General features: G+C 53.0%; 11 protein-coding genes and 7 pseudogenes. 7 read left to right on the top strand and 11 right to left on the bottom strand.

The features are described 5' to 3' along the window. Positions 1-4: 4 nt before the first annotated feature. Positions 5-508 carry a hypothetical protein gene (locus EL22_RS18180; RefSeq protein ID WP_255349678.1) on the bottom strand — a complete coding sequence of 168 codons (504 nt, stop codon included), beginning with the start codon at positions 506-508 and terminating at the stop codon, positions 5-7. Positions 509-1151: 643 nt separating this feature from the next. On the opposite strand from EL22_RS18180, the pseudogene EL22_RS17465 reads away from it, so the two are divergent. Then, positions 1152-1283: pseudogene (locus EL22_RS17465) on the top strand (ArsR family transcriptional regulator); the annotation flags it as partial. Positions 1284-1372: 89 nt separating this feature from the next. Here the strand turns inward: EL22_RS17465 and EL22_RS14415 are convergent. The 5 genes and pseudogenes from EL22_RS14415 to EL22_RS14400 all read right to left on the bottom strand — a co-directional run. Continuing rightward, positions 1373-1750: a sensor histidine kinase KdpD gene (locus EL22_RS14415; RefSeq protein ID WP_156184170.1), complete on the bottom strand. Its 378-nt coding sequence runs from the start codon at positions 1748-1750 to the stop codon at positions 1373-1375. A 227-nt stretch (positions 1751-1977) separates the two neighbouring features. Beyond that, positions 1978-2787: pseudogene (locus EL22_RS14410) on the bottom strand (hypothetical protein); the annotation flags it as partial. Further along, on the bottom strand, positions 2777-3004 hold the full coding sequence (locus EL22_RS17460) for a hypothetical protein (RefSeq protein WP_394298911.1): 228 nt from the start codon (positions 3002-3004) through the stop codon (positions 2777-2779). The pseudogene EL22_RS14410 and the gene EL22_RS17460, both read right to left, overlap by 11 nt. A 51-nt stretch (positions 3005-3055) precedes the next feature. Then, positions 3056-3532 (bottom strand): annotated as a pseudogene (locus tag EL22_RS14405) (IS6 family transposase); the annotation flags it as partial. A gap of 690 nt (positions 3533-4222) precedes the next feature. Next, positions 4223-4672 (bottom strand): annotated as a pseudogene (locus tag EL22_RS14400) (ferritin-like domain-containing protein); the annotation flags it as partial. Positions 4673-5155: 483 nt separating this feature from the next. Here EL22_RS14400 and EL22_RS14390 point away from each other — a divergent pair. From EL22_RS14390 to EL22_RS14380, 3 genes are all read left to right on the top strand, one after another. Then, a complete protein-coding gene (locus tag EL22_RS14390) occupies positions 5156-5551 on the top strand; it encodes a hypothetical protein (RefSeq protein WP_156184168.1) in 396 nt (131 codons plus the stop codon). 533 nt (positions 5552-6084) lie between these two features. After that, positions 6085-6450 (top strand): hypothetical protein, encoded by a 366-nt coding sequence (locus tag EL22_RS14385; protein WP_197075927.1) that lies wholly within the window; start codon positions 6085-6087, stop codon positions 6448-6450. Positions 6451-6791: 341 nt separating this feature from the next. Next, the gene (locus tag EL22_RS14380; protein ID WP_050052139.1) at positions 6792-7223 is read left to right on the top strand and encodes a phage integrase SAM-like domain-containing protein; all 432 of its coding nucleotides are present in this window, start codon (positions 6792-6794) and stop codon (positions 7221-7223) included. Positions 7224-7316: 93 nt separating this feature from the next. On the opposite strand, the gene EL22_RS14375 is transcribed toward EL22_RS14380, so the two are convergent. Then, a complete protein-coding gene (locus EL22_RS14375) occupies positions 7317-7511 on the bottom strand; it encodes a hypothetical protein (RefSeq protein ID WP_050052138.1) in 195 nt (64 codons plus the stop codon). Between the two features lie 466 nt (positions 7512-7977). Here EL22_RS14375 and EL22_RS14370 point away from each other — a divergent pair, with 466 nt between their 5' ends. From EL22_RS14370 to EL22_RS16365, 3 genes and pseudogenes are all read left to right on the top strand, one after another. Continuing rightward, complete coding sequence (locus tag EL22_RS14370; protein WP_231587978.1) at positions 7978-8637, top strand: M48 family metallopeptidase; 660 nt, start codon at positions 7978-7980, stop codon at positions 8635-8637. A gap of 530 nt (positions 8638-9167) precedes the next feature. Next, positions 9168-9701: pseudogene (locus tag EL22_RS14365) on the top strand (SPFH domain-containing protein); the annotation flags it as partial. A gap of 706 nt (positions 9702-10407) precedes the next feature. Then, a pseudogene (locus EL22_RS16365) lies at positions 10408-10794 on the top strand (NAD-dependent epimerase/dehydratase family protein); the annotation flags it as partial. Position 10795: 1 nt separating this feature from the next. Here the strand turns inward: EL22_RS16365 and EL22_RS14360 are convergent. The 4 genes and pseudogenes from EL22_RS14360 to EL22_RS14345 form a co-directional block, all read right to left on the bottom strand. Continuing rightward, positions 10796-12304, bottom strand: a pseudogene (locus EL22_RS14360) (conjugal transfer protein); the annotation flags it as partial. Between the two features lie 5 nt (positions 12305-12309). Beyond that, a complete protein-coding gene (locus tag EL22_RS19410; protein WP_050052136.1) occupies positions 12310-12606 on the bottom strand; it encodes a hypothetical protein in 297 nt (98 codons plus the stop codon). Next, a complete protein-coding gene (locus EL22_RS14350; protein WP_050052135.1) occupies positions 12596-13783 on the bottom strand; it encodes a hypothetical protein in 1188 nt (395 codons plus the stop codon). Before EL22_RS14350 ends, EL22_RS19410 begins: the two co-directional genes overlap by 11 nt. 4 nt (positions 13784-13787) lie before the next feature. Then, positions 13788-17126, bottom strand: a complete 3339-nt coding sequence (locus EL22_RS14345) for a VirB4 family type IV secretion system protein (protein WP_050052134.1) — start codon at positions 17124-17126, stop codon at positions 13788-13790. Positions 17127-17128 lie beyond the last annotated feature (2 nt).

The raw sequence follows: 17128 nt of genomic DNA, 5'->3' as shown, positions 1-17128 counted from the left end.
GCATTCACCTCCTCAATAGAGTCGGCCTTGATGTTTGAGAAAACAAGGGAATGGTCTTCAGATTCAAGTCGTAGACAGGTTCGGATTCCCAGCCATTAGGTGAGTTAAAAGTAACATAAGCACGATCGATGGCAGTTGGGGAATAATTGGCAAATCTCAACGTTTGAGAGATTTCCTCACCTGGAGCAATTGTTTCCCCGTTCTTACTGAGTGATACTACTGCGAAGGGCCTATTATTATTCGGGCTTCCACCACTGATACGGAATACTGCGAGACCGTGTGATGGAACCGATGCACTAATTAGACCGGCAGTCTGCCAGTTAGTCCCGTTCCAGAGATCGCGAGCAACATAGCATGGCGCCTCATCAAGTCCGACTGCCTGAGCACTGGTTGTGATTGTTGCCCTCCTGTCACTACGATTCAATAATCCTACTGCTCGATCACCGTTTGCGAGCTCTTTCGACCAGACTGAGCGCGAAAGACCGTCCTGACCGGTGGTCTGTTGAATCCGGACCGCTTGGTTACCTGCTGGATCTTGGTTGATTAGGTCCTCAAATCTATTATTTGTGCTATTAATAAATGTGTTTTGGATAGATATTACTAGAGAGAGTTGTTTTTATAAGAGATGGCCAATGGGCCCCGATATTTATCGATGGGTGTTTGTTTGTATATTACAGCCTTAATCGCCGGACGAGGCAACTATCTAAGGCGATTCACTCCCCCCTGGAAATTCGTAGGTAAACCGTAGTGAAGAGGACCATTCCTCCGACGAGTGGGACAACAGACAGTGGTGTCGAGTCAGTCGAATCTGGATCCAGCCCAGTATCATCGCTCAAGTTCGGTTCTATCGGACCGTCCGTGGAATTGTTGGTATCGGCGTTACTCTCATTGCTCGAGTTTTGATCGTCCACTGGCGGTGTTTCTTCGCTCGAGTTTGGAGTCTGATTTCCGGGAGTGGATTCGTTTTGATCATCACTCACATTTTCATCGAGGTCGGACTCAGAGTCATCGACTGGCGAATCTCTGTCGAACTTCCGTATCTTTGAACGGCTATTAACTACGTGTCACGATTGGGGGGTTTCATCCACATTGAGACGGAACAAAAACATCGGTTGCCTGTGGAAATGGTTTGTAGCATAGGGAGATTAGCATTGAAACTACGGCAACCAACCGACTTCCGTATCCTCGAGGTGCTCGAGGATACGGGCCGAAATGTTGCAACGAACTCGTCGACTTATACGGGCAAGAGCCGAAAGAACGCATCGAAGGGCTATCCGCTGGTACCGCTGAAGACCCACCACTGCGACGAGTTTCGCGCGTGGTGAGGACGAAACGACGACGAGTAACGACGATTGAACCCGTACAAAACGTCTCAGTCAGCTGCGTCGACGAACTCCATCCCTGTGATTTCGAAGCGAGCGCCACCGGCATCGCTTTCGGTCACGCTGATTTCCCACTCGTGTCCGTTGACGATTTGCTGGACGATCGAGAGCCCATAACCGGTCCCCCCATCACTCGTCGTATATCCGTACTCGAAAATACGATCATAAATTGACTCCGGAATTCCTACACCGGTATCCTCGATATACAGGCCCTCTCTCAATCGACCGATGTGGATGGTGACATCGTCTCCGGCGTGTTCGACCGCATTACTGAACAGGTTCTCGAAAAGTCCGTGCATATGACTTTCGTCGGCTTCGACTATCCCAGTCACCGCGTCGATGCGTAACTCGGCATTTGCAGTACTCACGTTCCGCCACGCCTCGGTAGCGCAACCCTCGATAACAACCGGTTCCAGGGTAGTGATTGCCTCGCCATCCCTTGTGAGGGAAGTTACGTCTTCGACGAGCGAATCGATTCGCTCGAGCGATACGATAATCTGCTCTAATTCTGGAATGTCGTGGTCTTCCTGGGCGATTTCTGCATGCCCCCGTGCTATTGAAAGTGGATTTCGAATATCGTGGGCGAGGATTTCCGAGCGAAATCTTCGCGACGATCGGCGTTGAGCAGGATGAAGTACATATCAATGATCGAAAACGGCTTTTCGGACTTCATCATCGCTCGAGCCATCGACTCGGTGATCGCCTCCATGTTGATGCCCCAGTAGTCGGACGTATCGAAGACCGCTTTCAGATTCTCGACCCGGTTTTCGATCTCGTTCTCGAGTTCTTCGGTCGTCTCGCACTCGGGTACCTCGAGGAAATTCATCCCGACCGTGTTGTCGTGGGTGGTCGATCCAGGCTCGATCCACACTACGTCCTCGAGGCGGTGTTTGGGGAGCATCCGGAGGAGTTCACGAGAGTCTTGGCCTTTCGGATCGAAATACGTGAAGCCGTATCCCGAATACGCCCACTGGACCATCATATTCAGGAGTTGAGTCGTCTTTCCGTAGCCAGTCGTCCCTGCAATCCAATTGTGCCGAAAGAGGGAGTCAAACCGAAGCGGAGCCTCACGAAAGCCAGTCTGTGGATCTTCTGTGTAGCCAACCCAGAGTGGGGCAGGTGCGTTGTACATCCCGGCTTCGAACATCTCTCGAACGTACGAGCCTGCAACCGTGCCTTCGTTGGCTGTTTCCGTGAGGATCGGTTTTCCACCAACACGGGTTGTGTCCTGGTCAGCGAGCTGGTATTGCTCACCAGCGGCTGATTGCTGGGCAGACGACAACCGAGTGCTCTTCGTGTTCTCTGTCTGGTCGTCACCGGATGCTTCATCGCCTGATGTGGACTCACTACTTTGGTCATCACTCGAGTCCTCTCCACCGTGTCCGAAGAACCGATCAAATACCATCGAATCCCTCCGGCTCTCGAGAAGAGCCATCAAGTGTGACTGCTGCCTGATCTGGAGCTTCTGGTGTCTGCTCCTCAATCAGCGGATCATCAGTTGTGTATTGAGACCCATCCGATGGAAGCCGGTCACCCCGCTGAGTGTAACGCCAGTCGATCTTTGGGGTTTCAATCTCCGCGTTGGGGATGTGTGCGACGCCGGCGAGTTCGTCGACAGTCATGATCATACGACGGTCGATCCACTCGCGATCGCGCATTCGATAGAGGAATCGCCGAAGTCGTTCAGCTCGTTTCCGTTCTTTGCGAGCTAGATGGTGTGCTCGATCAACGAGAACACGGCGTCATCGACGTTGTGTTTCACACGAAGTTCTCACAAAAGCCGTTAGGTCAATGTTGTCGTGGCTGTTGCAAAGAGGTGAATCAGGAATTCGCTCGTTTCGGGATCGACAGCAGCGTACAGCCAGAACTGTTGGTTGTTAATTCGGATCACCATCTCGTTGAGTGCGACGTGATCCGAACTCGCGCTATTGGCGGGCTGTAGATCGGCTTTCTGCACCCAGTCGTGGACGGCTTTCTGCGACCGTTTGACGCGGAACTCCCCCAATATTTCATATAGTATTCAAGAATGACAATTATGCACGATGAAGACGAATACCGACCTTCGTCAGCTGGGGCGGTGTTCGCTCTCGCTCCACAATGTCTAATTCAATCCAGTCGCTACGACCACTGAAGCGAGCGACTTTCGCCATAGACCAACTGAAATCACCTCGCCCATCCTTCAACCGTAACTAAACACGACCGGTCTGGCATATAACAGCTATTTATGCGTCCTTGGCATACATTCAGATGAGCGCAGAGGTGCTGCGTGGAGCCTGTGTGACCATGGCCCGCAAGCCCGGCGGTGCAAACCAAGGGGCGTGGAAGACGGACGTGGGAACAGGAAATGCACCTAATTTCTACATTCCCGAGAGCTGTGCTGCTAGCTTCTCATGTCCATTGTTCTGCAGGTACTGCACGACTGGTCGCACGGATCGATTGTTTTTACAATTCAGCCAGCTTTCTTGAGAGTTCCGTTTGCGACTCCAGGTGCCCTACTATCAGTCCGCTAAGATAGATGGGTTGGTTTCTCGCCAACCTTCAGGTGTCTTTATCTGCCGGGTGTCGAGTGGTAAACCGACGAAGAAGCTGTTCAATCTCGTTCTCCCGGTGGAGCAAATCGGGTGGGACGAACTCATCGTCGAACACCCGTGGATCGGCGATCATATTCCCGAGAACTGTTTGGTATCCTAAAAAGACTACTTGCAATTCCGAATGTTCTCGGCGACTATAGTATTTGATCAGGGGTGGGAGGGGATGAGGGGATCAGGGGTTCCAGTCAACTGTACTATTTGAACACTCTGACCGCAAAAGATACTGCAGTTGGTGGGCGAATCCGGTTTCTATTCGACGATGAATCCGCTCGCCAACTCTAAGACTTCCGAGCGGGAGCGCGGATCATCGAACGCCTCGGGGAACCCGATTTCGCCGTTGAGCTCTCGGAGGTACGAGGCGTGTCGCGCTTCCACGCTATGGATACTGAGTGCCGGTGGCACAAGTTCAGACGCATCGATATACGGTGCTGCGCCGGCGTACGCCGAGACACCAATATCCTCGAGCATGGCACCAGTGGCGATGAACTCTGCTGGGTCTTGAACAGCTGTCCCGAAGTCGAACTCGGGACTCTGGGCAGGTTCGCCACCTAATTGCCCCACTGTCTGGCTAAGGACTTCCGCGTGGGTTATTTCGTGGTCTCGAACGACGCGGAGTCGATTCACGACCTGATCCTGAATCGGCCCCCATCCCTCGAATTGTTGTTCGAGAGCCCCTTCGTCGATGTTTTCGAGACCGCGGGGCGATTCCACTAGGTTCGTCGTGTTACTGCGCAATAAAGATATGAATATGTTTCGTGAGTTGGAGCCGGGGAATATTTTCACCCGTATAAGTTGTTCTACGTTCCATATTGGAGTGTCATGTTTGGATTGTTCAAAGCGGATGATGACGAACCTGAGGTCACTATCAAACAGACTCCATCAGGTATTGAGGTCTCTGTGACGGGAACGAATGAGGATGAAACGGAGGAGGTGATGGATATCGCTAATCGGCAGTTTAGTTTGCTCGCTGCGGATTCAGTGTCTATTGAAGAAAGTGCGATAACCTTGCGACAGGACGATGATGGTGTGTATCGGTAGTTTGGTTGTTGGTAAGTGAGAGAATAATTGATTGACTCTATTTTGCTTGTGAGCACTCCAATAAGAGTTTCATTCTAACTTCTACTGTATTATATCCACAAATTCTCTGGCGAAACCTATTTAATTACTAAAACCATACAAATTTTGATAAAAGAATCCGAAGAAGGCGTCCTGCGACTTAGCCAAATCGGAGAGGAAGTTATCGCAGTTGTTTTACAACCGATGGGACGAGTTGATGGAGTCGATATTCAGCTCGTGTCGAGCAACCAAGGTATAGAGTTCAAGGTGGATGGTCCTCTGGGGAGTTCACTCAGCTCGTATCCAAACGATAATGGGTTCTACACTCGTGAAGACGGTATTGAGGAGCTAATTACGCCCGTTTTGAGCGTCCAGAAGGACAACGACATCGGTGGTGGCCCAAACCCCTGGCTCTACCTAATCGACGTATCTGATGTAGATCATCAGCGTCCAGGGGAACTCTCAAATGAGCAGGCACAAAATATGGGAGAAGAGTTGATCGCAATTGAGGTGGAGGAATGAGTTCATCTCCCACTGAGTTTCACGGACAATTGGTATTCCAGGCTTGCAGAGCCCGTGATTGAGTTGGTCTTCGTCCATTCCAGAGCCCCATGCTTCTTCGATAAACAAATTCCAAAGTATTCGAAATCTTATTTTCTCTGCTTTTGCGTCTCGCATACGTTCATACTCGGCACTTCTTTTCCTACTATATGCACCTGCGAGTATGAGGGATGGAATCACCGCGAGTGGCACTATAATCAAATTACTGAATGACAGGAAAGTGTTCTGAACCAGCACTATTACGGCCACAAGAAGACCAAAAGAGAAGGTAGAAAAAACGTAGATGAACGGCTCAATCCACTCGTGTAGTGCTATTAGCACCCGATTCCTACCACTTGGATAAAAAGTCGAAGTTACGAGTTTAGCGGCCAGAAATACGATTGTTGAATAAACTAAAAGACGGAATCCCCAACGAACCAAGCTAGATTCGGATGCACCCTGTAACAAAGGAAACGAAATTAGATTTTGCGCGACTAATGTTAAGGATTATTAACATGTACATGGAAGCAGAAATCGCAATGCCTGGGAATGAAAACAGCGATCCGACTCGACGAAAAGTTATCAAAGCGTCTGGAGGAGCTGTCGCTGCAGGAGTGGCATCACTCGCTGTTGTTGGTAGTGCTTCTGCAGCGAGTGATGAGATTGACTCAGGTGATATCGTCTCACTATGGAATGACTCGGGTGACGTCCCTACGTACGATAATCTGGATTTCGACGGGCGGCAAGAGTATCCTGATGGGACATCGGGTGAAGTCATCCAATCAACGCAGGCGTATCAACAGACGTGGTACCAAATCGATATTTATGGTGATGAGCGGTGGGCCGCTGAAGGCTTCGTCCGCTTTGAGCGGGATGCGTAACTGGTCCCAGTAGAATCGTCATATAGGCCGCTACGAATTTTATTATTACTCTCCGGTCGGTAGAAGTAGCAACACGATCGCTGCAAGGGGAAGGATCTAAAGCAGATTCCGCTCGTCGATTCGTCCGAAACCACGCATCACAGCCCCGCTGAACCCACTGTAGTCTCAACTTGCAAGGAACCCATTCTATATCGCGATATAGAATTTATATTCTGCATATCCGGGAGTAAATGGCTTCTACCCTCAGATATCCTGCAGTATCGCCCCTATACGATCCACTTTGTTAAACACCAGTTTAACCAAGTGATTTTATGTGGGTCGACACTGTACCCCACAAGTGAATGTCTGAATCCACTGATCGCCGGGCTGATCGCGGGGGGAAGTCCGTCGAGGAGGCGGTGTCGCGCTATCTCGGCTCGCTGGACTCGGGCGGCTCCCGGTCGACGATGCGATCGCCACTGAACGAGTTCGCGAACTTCTGTGATCAAGAGGGGGTACAGCGAGTCGACGCACTCGAGACGAATATGCTCCGGGAGTACGGGATGTATCTTCGCGAGCGTGCCATCGACCAAGAGTTGGCAGCGTCGACGGCGAACACATACTTCAACTACGTGCGCGCGTTTCTCTCCTTTTGCGTCCGCGACGAACTGTTAGACACGAATCCGGCGAACACACAGCGCGCAGAAGAGTTCCTCCCCGAGGACAAAGGCGATCGCAATCGTCAGTTTTGGGATCCAGAAGACCGCCAGCAGATCATCAACGCTCGCCAGTGAACATCGACACCTCGAGTCCGTCGGGTGGTCTCTCGAGTCCGTCGGGTGGTCTCTCGAGTCCATCGCCAGCCTCGTCTCGAGTGCCGGATCGCGTCAGTTCTGCTGGGTGAGAATCCAGAACGAAACTGGGAGGCTTGCCGCGACGAGTCCATACACGCCGCCCATGATCGGCTCGAGGCCGAGCGAGGGTTCGAGGAGGTACCCCGTCGCGAAGCCGATCGGATCACAGATCATCGCGAGGAGCAGTATTTGCTGGCCGAAGGGGCGGGATCGTAACCAGTAGAGCATTGGTAGTACGCGTGGCTTCTCAGTTGATACGAATATGTTTTATGCTCATGATTTCCCCGGAACCTAAATTGCTCATGCGAATCTATGGGAGGGGTTAGATCACGCAAATTTACTGTTCATCTTTCTCGAGTTCCTCGACAGCTAGCTCCCCAGCGAGATACGCTCGTCCGCGGTCGGATAGCCGGTAGATCCCGCCAGTTTCGTCGGTAGGAACCGTTGAGGAGTTCGTGACGAAGGTTGAATGGAAGGAGAAAACGCAGCTGCAGAACCGGATGCGGAAGGAAGTGACGGGAGAGTTGTATCGGTCCGAGATCGACATCTCGGGTGACGAGCGCCGAGAGCTAACCAATCGGGTCATCGAGCTCGCACGAAATCATTATCAATGAGTAAACGCCTCCAGCGCCGGTATCATATCGGTCAGACGGTCGTTCCCTACACGATCGATTGGTCCGAAAAGCGGGAGACCATGGAACTGTCGATCGACAAATCACTTGAACTGACCGTTACAGCTCCGATGACTGCGACGATAGCGGAAGTAGAGGAGGTACTCGAGTCCCGCCAAGAGTGGTTACTTCAGAAACTCTACGGGCTAAAAGAGCAGGAAGGACCCCCGTATTCGAAGGAGTACATGAGTGGGGAGAAGCTCCAGTACCGGGGGCGACAGTATCCGTTGGAGCTCGTTGAGGCGGATGTCCCTGAACCAACGTTGTCGTTCGATGAGCAGGCGTTCATCCTTCGCGTCCACCGCTTTGACGGAGACGTAGACGACGTGAGCGTTCGTCGAAAGCATCAAGCGGTCGTCGACTGGTTTATCCAGCGTGCGGAGGAGGAACTCCCAGGCCGAGTGTCACGCTTTGAATCACGGTTGGGGTTCGAAAATGTGCCAGTATGGGTCGGAGAAATCGACGGCCGATGGGGTGAGTACGACAACGGAACCGTTCGACTCAACTGGCGGTTAATCTTGGCACCTGTTCGGATCCAGGATTACGTTCTCGTTCACGAATTGGCCCACGCAGTGCATGCTGAACACTCCGGTGCGTTCTGGAATACGGTTGGTGCTCTTATTCCCGACTATGAAGAGCGCCGTGAATGGCTCAGGGTGAACGGGAACTCTCTGGCAATCTGATCTGTTTAGTTCTGTTCTGGGTGCGCGGCACCGTTTAATACTAACTGTCGTATCCAATGATTATCGGAGTTTAATCGAGGAGTGATTGAATCCGTTCGATTGCTGGTTCGATGTCACCGAATCTCGACGATCTCTTTGACGTGGTTCCTGAACTCATCGAGATGTTCCAATAGCCGACTCACGAATGAATCGCGGTTCCGTGCTGCGATACGACGAGAAGGACTTTCCTGCTGATGTTGCTACTCGAGATTCTTGCACGAGTATGAGCAGTGCAGGCCCATCCTTCTCAATACCGTTTCCGAACTTATCGAGGGAAATTAATGGACTAAAACGAGACTGAAGGTTTTCTAGTCTATGTGTTAGTCAGTAGTGGGATAACAACTGGGCATATGATATACAGAGATAGTGTAGGACAAACCATAAAAAATTATATGTTATGATGATAATTATATGGCAGAGATTTCGGGAATCCCGTATTCAATGATTTTTATTTATATGTGGATTGAATGAATGATTTTCAATAGGAGTTAGTGAGAATCGACGACTACAAGAAGGCGGTCTCGAATCTGGCTCAGACCACCCTCCGTGCCGTTTTGGGTGACATGGAACTCGACGACACGCTCAACAAACGTCAGGAGATCAACGCGAAGATTCGCAAGGAACTCGACGAGCCCACCGACGAGTGGGGGATCCGCGTCGAGAGCGTCGAGGTCCGCGAGGTCAACCCGTCCAAAGATGTCCAGCGCGCGATGGAACAACAGACCTCTGCCGAGCGAAAACGCCGCGCCATGATCCTCGAGGCCCAGGGTGAACGCCGCAGCGCCGTCGAGAAGGCCGAAGGTGACAAACAATCCGAGATCATCCGCGCGCAGGGTGAAAAACAGAGTCAGATCCTCGAGGCCCAGGGTGACTCGATTTCGACGGTCCTTCGCGCCCGGTCGGCTGAATCGATGGGCGAGCGAGCGGTTATCGACAAAGGGATGGACACCCTGACCGAGATCGGCCAGAGCGACTCCACGACGTTCGTGTTGCCCCAGGAACTCACTTCGAAGCATATGAGGTTCGCCTTCGAGTGATTTCTCAATCAAGAACGAGTCCGAATCCGCGTTGAGAAATAGGGAACTGTCTTCGATCATGGCCAAACATTGATCTCGTGCAAAAGAGTACCTCACAGTATATCTGTCGTCGTAGAGCGGATTTCCGTTGATGTATACCTCCCGTTCAGGAATCTCCCGAAGTACATCGTCTGAGAGGACTCCGAAAATCTGCATAAACGTTGTCGACTCCGTATAGTAGTCAGCGTCCACAGCTGAATCACCACCATCAGCTGATGGCTCTAATGCAAACATGCTGATGACGCTATCTTTGTCGACACGATCTCCACTGATCAGTTCGTTTGAATCCTTCACCCATCCCTCACTAGCATGGTAGTGGGCCACGAGTACTTCGGAGTCCGTACTGTGGAATAACAACCCCTTATCGGTCTTTTGTACTGGATGTAGCTGCTTTGACAGGGATGTGACATTCTCTTTAATTATATCCTCGTTTCCATCCTCTGCCCAAGATTGCTGATATACTCTTGAGAGCTCGAAGTTAGTTGTTAACTCATCCTCTGAGTCTAATCTATCTGTGAAGGTTCTCTTCAACTCCTCTATGAATCCACGCTCCGGAAAGGTGTCCGAGATCTAGCGACACGGTTTGCTTCCGCATCGAATCTCGAACAAAGTACTGAAATCGATAGCGTTCAAGCAACGATCCAAGGAACCAGTAATGACGACTAACAAGACCGTGACAATCGCAGTGACTGGTGCAGCAGGATATATTGGAAGCCGTGTTGTGGATCGCCTACAAGCGGAACATCCAGAGTGGTCAATTACGGCTATTGATAATTTCTACCGCGGAACAATCCGTCAAATCGGTGATGTTCCTGTACAGCACGTCGACATTCGTAATCAGGATCAATTAGAAGACACGCTTGCGGGTGCTGATATCGTCATGCATCTGGCTGCGCTTAGCGGTGTTGATGATTGTGAGGAGAACGCTGATTTAGCTCACGAGGTCAATGTTACCGCCACAAATACGATCGCCTGGTTCTGTCGCAAACACGGGGCTGGATTGATTTTCCCAGCGAGTATGGCAATAATCGGCGATCCAGAGAGTCGATGTCCTCTTGCAGGTCTTCGGCTCTGAGGCTGTTCGAATCGTGCTGGTTGATCTTCAGATCCGAAATCCAGTCGGCCATCATGTCCTGCGCCGATTGGCTATCGAACGGATCGAGGTGGATGCTGATATCCGTCTTGAGATCTGTCTCGAGGAGCAATCGCTCGAGGAGTCCATCCGATGGCTCTTCGGGGAACTGTTCGATCCAGAAGGTGCGGACGTACGTCTCGTCGTTGATTACAGCGTAGGTCGTCTCCCAGTCGATCGTCGACGGCGCGATAACCGACTGATGCATCGTCGACGTATCCGGAAGACGGTCTTCTTCGGACACTGATGAGACATCGTCTCCCTCCTCAGTTTCGTCCGAGTCGAGATCCTCGAGGGAGTATTCCCAGTCCTCTGCTTCTTCACTTATGTCGTTCATCGCACCAACGACATCCTCTGGATCCGGTGTGGTTGGCACACCGTCGCTAATCCCGTGGGAGACAACCGGGAACGTTCCGAGCGCGTTCGTGATATTGTCGTACTCCTCTGGCTGGCACGTCCAGTACTCCTTGGTGATCCGAGCGAGGTCGTATGCATCGACGGGGCTAATCGAACACCGATAGAGCGACGAGCCACCACGCCGAAGCTGGGCGAGTCGCGACTCGAGCTTCTCTTCTTTGAGTTGGTCGCGTCTGGATTCGCTCAGCCCGTCAGACTGAAACCGACCGAACAATCGACCGAGAACGGGCATATCAGCGAGGTAGGCCAGAACACTATCTCCGGTTTCGTCGAACTGTTCGATGTCACTATCGGTTACTGACGTGATGAGATAATACTCTCGAACGGTGGTCGTTTCAGAGTCTATATCCCCGTTTTCGTTCGTGTTGGAAGCGGCGTACTCCTCGAGAAGGCGTTTGAGAACTGGGCGTGAGCGAACGTCGGCGTCGCCAAGCCGGTGCTGGTGTTCGCGAACGACGTCGTCTTGATCCACCTCGCGGCTAGTGATATAGACCTTCACGGGGAAGTCGACAGTCGAATTCACGAACTCCGAAAGTGACTGGACGGCTTTTGCCCAGGCGTCGTCGTCCTCGAGGGCCATATTCGCCGGCTCGACTTTCATCGCGCCGACGAGTGCGCCATCGGTTCGTTCGATGGCGTGGGGATACACGCGGCTGAGGCGGGTCAAATACCGGACTTCGCTGTTGTCCTCCCCACCGTGCGTGTACTCCTTATTTTTGACCGCCCAGCCAAATCGAGCGACGAGCCACTCAGTAAGCCAGAGATAGTCTGGTTTGACTTTATGGAGGAAAAAGAGGAGGATCGTACACATACACCCGAATCCGAGGATTGGGATCGTGAGTGCGGATGGAACAAACGTTGCTGCGATGACGGTGACGAACGCGACTGTGAGAAACAGCATGAGTTCCCCAATCGTGTAGCCCTGGAAGAAGGCTGTCGTGCCGCCTAGCGATTGGTGAATTTTTCGGGCATTGTACTCGCTATCGGCTGTATTTGAGCTCATATAGATCACCACCTCGAGACCTTTTCTTTGGTGTTTCTGAGCCCTTGCTTGGCTTTGGTCGACGTTTTGCGGGTGACCTGTTTGGCATCAGCTTTGGCTTTATCGCGCATTCTGCCCGTGTCAGATTTCCTGAGGTTGTTATACTGGCGCGCATGGGATTTCGTCGAGTTCGCAGATTCGCCGAGTTGGTCGTCACTACCTGTGGAGGATATCTCTCCATCGGACGCACCATCGACTGGTTCGTGCTCACTATCACTACCCGAAGACTCCTCACCGGGTCCGAAGAACCGATCAAATACCATCGAATCCCTCCTGCTCTCGAGGAGAGCCATCAAAAGTGACTGCCGTCTCATCTGGTACAGCTGGTGTCTGCCCATCAACCGGCGATTCGTCAGATTGGTGTTGAGATCCATCCGACGGGAGCCGATCGCCACGTTGGGTGTATCGCCAGTCGATCTTCGGAGTCTCAATCTCTGCATTAGGGATGTGTGCGACGCCGGCGAGTTCGTCGACAGTCATGATCATACGGCGATCGATCCACTCGCGATCGCGCATCCGATAGAGGAATCGCCGAAGTCGTTCAGCTCGTTTCCGTTCTTTGCGATGCCAGACAGGGTTATCGTCGAGTCCCTGTTCCGTAATCGCGTTGTAGTACTTTCTGAACATCCCCGCGACACCGCGGGCTCGAGCCTCGGTTTCGTTCTTCTCTGAGGACGCAGCGAGAACTCGGATGTTCACGTGGAACGCCTGTTGACCCCGTTGCTGTTCGATCGTTTTGGCGGCCTGTTTGTCCTTCTCGCTCGCCGGTCGGGTTCGAGGGTTGAGCCACCCAACCGAGGTACCCTGCCGAAGTGCGTGCGCGAGTTCGTCGACGCTGTTATGCTTGAATCGGTCACCCTCGGTCCACGACTGTTTCGCAGGTCGAAAGACGACCTGCGTGACGACTGTACTGTCGTCGAGTGAGAGCATCTCGCTCGTGATTTCGCCGTACGGATCCGTCTCGAAGCCTTCGCTGTTGTGATGGCGGATCGGATAGTAGGGAATTTTCTCCATCTCGAGCCACGCGCCGGCGATATACTCGTCAGAATCGATAACCGGGAATGCGTGTCCCTCCTCGACAGGGAAAATCTCGCTGTTGGCGTAGTTATTGCCAACGCGACGGCGGAATTTGTCGGCGGCTGCCTCGGTAGCAGCATGCATGTAGAATTTGATCTTCCCTTGGTCGAACCAGACTTCAAAGGAGTGGTGATCACTCGTATTCTTCCCGCGGAAGTTCGTCGTCACGTCGTGAACTGACTGGAGGACGCCTGCCCCATCCACGACGCCGTCATTCTCTTTGTAGGGGCGAATCCGCAAGAGCGTGCCTGGTGTGTCCGATTGGTGTTGAACGAACGAGTCCTGCTCTTCAAACTCGAGTTGCGTCGCTTCGTACTGGGGCGATGAACCGAGCATTTTTGTGAAACGATCGAACGTAGTCATGGTCTTAGCTGTCATATTTGGGTCCAGTTGTTCGCTGTTCAGTTCCACCGTCAGTCTGGATCGGTGCCTCTTCGGTGTCTGTATCCAATTCGAGAGCCTGTTCGACGACTGCATCGAGGACCTCCGCTTTCGTGAGGTCCTCATCAAGAAGTTGACTCGCCGTCTCGGCGGTGATGTTGAGGCGGGTCGCAAGCGCGTTTTGCCGTGCTTCGGTCTCGACGAACTCCTCGAAGGCAAGCAATTCCGCAGGTTCGTCGCTAATTGCCTGCTCGAGGAAGGCCTGATCCTCTGGTTCGTAATCGATAACACGCTTCTCGAAGTCATCTGCGACTACATGCAGAGGGTACGTGCCGTGTTCTTCGACGCGAACGAGTGCTTGACTGTAGCCAAGGTCTTCCTTCCCGGCGTCGGCACCCCTGACGTACTGGCGCTGTTCTCTGGTGAGCCCGATTTTATCTGCCGTTGAGTCGTCGAGTTCGGGCAGTTTGTGGAAGACCTTGATCGGGCACATCCCAATGATCTTCTCGGCTTGCTCAGTTTCGTAGAACTCCTGGGCGGTCTGCGAGAGCAGTACCATTCGAAGCCCAGCATGGCGCTGGTGACGAAATGCCGTCTCGAGGAAGTCCAGATTCGCCTGATCGTCGAAGAGATAGTGCGCTTCGTCGATCGCGAGTTCGACGTTACGTTGGGTGTTTTTCGCCTGCTGGTAGATCGTCGATAGCAGCAGTTGCATCAGGAACGTCTGGCGATCGATACCCGAGGCACTGCCCTCGATCTGACCCAGGTCAATGTAGACGACCTTGTTATCACCCTCGAGGATATCGATCTCCGAGTGGTGAGAGAGGTTTTCGTAGGAGCCACCCTCGCGGAACGGCTGGAAGGCAATTGCGAGTTCATCGGCATATTGGGCAGCACGCTCACGAGCGGATTCGGATTCTGCGATGTTGTGTGCATCTGGGTTTTCAGCGATATCACAGAGGATCCGGTGGACGTCCTGCATCGTCGGTGAGTTCTCCGACGTGTGCGTCAAGACGTTGTCTTCGACGATGCCAGCCTGCCGATAGGCTTCGTCGATCACGTACGAGAGGACGCCCGTCTCCGTCCCCAGTTCGATATCACGCGCCTCGAGGAAGTTCTCGAGAACGGCGGAGACCTCGTCTTTCTTCGCCGAGAGGGGAGAGACGCCGTCATTCGAGTCGAGAACGTGCTGTGGTGTTTCGCGGATCTCGAGTGGATTTAGTTTCGTATCGCCACCGACGGTGATCGTCTTCGCATTCAGCGCGTCAGCAATCCCGCGAAAGCCCCCAACGGGATCGATGAGTACGAGCATCGTATCGTTACGCCGTTTCATCATCCGAAGATGGCGCAGAATCCCGCCGAACGTCTTTCCAGCTCCGGGCATTCCAACGACGAGTTCGCTATGACCGGTCTCGAGCTCCCAGGGATTGATTCGAATCGGGGAGCCGTTGTGGCCGTGATAGCCGTATTCGATGCCGTCGTCCATCATCTGGTAGTTCGACGAGAAGGGGAACATGGCCCCGATGGCCTGGTTCGTCAGCGTCGACATTCGATCGCGACCGAGTTCGTTCCGTCCGAGCGGTGAGACGGTTGCGAGTCCTCGCTCTTGCCATCGACTCGCGACTTTCAGCGTACAGTTGGCTGGTGCGTCTTTGATGATCGACCGTAGCCGAGTCGTCTGATTCTCGAGTTTTTGCTGACTCTCGGCAGCGAGACGAATGAATACGCCGCCCCGATAGAACGAGGCTTTGTTCGCCCGAACGAGCGAGCGCATATACTTCGCCTGGTCGATGTCCTCTTGCAGGTCTTCGGCTCTGAGGCTGTTCGAATCGTGCTGGTTGATCTTCAGATCTGAAATCCAGTCGGCCATCATGTCCTGCGCCGATTGGCTATCGAACGGATCAAGGTGGATGCTGATATCCGTCTTGAGCTCTGTCTCGAGGAGCAATCGCTCGAGGAGTCCATCCGATGGTTCTTCAGGAAACTGTTCGATCCAGAAGGTGCGGACGAACGTCTCGTCGTTGATCACGGCATAAGTCGTCTCCCAGTCGATCGTCGACGGCGCGATAACCGACTGATGCATCGTCGACGTATCCGGGAGACGGTCTTCTTCGGATACTGATGAGGTATCGTCTCCCTCCTCAGTTTCGTCTGAACCAAGATCCTCGAGGGAGTACTCCCAGTCCTCAGCTTTCTCACTGCTGGTGTCCGCCTTCCGTTGGGTCGCACTCGAGTCGTCCATCGCGCCGATGACATCCTCTGGATCCGGTGTTGCTGGCACACCGTCGCTGATCCCGTGAGAGACGACTGGAAACGTCCCAAGGGCGCTCGAGATATCGTCATACTCCTCTGGCTGGCACGTCCAGTATTCCTTGGTGATCCGAGCGAGGTCGTATGCGTCGACGGGGCTGATCGAACATCGATAGAGTGACGAGCCACCACGCCGAAGCTGGGCGAGTCGCGACTCGAGCTTCTCTTCTTTGAGTTGGTCGCGTCTGGAATCGCTCAGACCGTCAGACTGAAACCGACCGAACACTCGTCCGAGAACGGGCATTTCAGCGAGGTAGGCCAGAACACTATCTCCGGTTTCGTCGAACTGCTCGATGTCGCTGTCGGTCACTGCGGTGATGAGATAATACTCCCGAACTGTCGTCGTTTGAGAGTCCACATCCCCGTTTTCGTTCGTGTTGGAAGCGACGTACTCCTCGAGCAGGCGTTTGAGAACTGGGCGTGAGCGAACGTCGGCGTCGCCAAGCCGATTCTGGTGTTCGCGAACGACGTTATCCTGATCAACCTCGCGGCTGGTGATGTAGACCTTCACGGGGAAGTCGACAGTCGAATTCACGAACTCCGAGAGTGACTGGACAGCTTTTGCCCAGGCATCGTCGTCCTCGAGGGCCATGTTCGCCGGCTCGACTTTCATCGCCCCAACGAGTGCGCCGTCGGTTCGTTCGATGGCGTGGGGATACACGCGATTGAGGCGGGTCAGATAGCGTACTTCGCTGTTGTCCTCCCCACCGTGCGTGTATTCCTTGTTTTTGAGCGCCCAGCCGAATCGAACGACGAGCCACTCAGTGAGCCAGAGGTAGTCTGGTTTGACTTTATGGAGCAAAAAGAGGAGGATCGTGAGCATACACCCGAATCCGAGGATTGGGATCGTGAGTGCGGAGGGAACGAACGTCGCTGCGATGACGGTGACGAACGCGACTGTGAGAAACAACATGAGTTCGCCAATCGTGTAGCCTTGGAAGAAGGCTGTCGTACCACCTAACGACTGGTGGATTTTCCGTGCGTTGTACTCGCTATCGGCTATATTTGAACTCATAA

The sequence above is a fragment of the Halostagnicola sp. A56 genome, from assembly GCF_000691505.1.
Lineage (GTDB): Archaea > Halobacteriota > Halobacteria > Halobacteriales > Natrialbaceae > Halostagnicola.
This window is presented reverse-complemented; position numbering and strand designations above follow the sequence as displayed.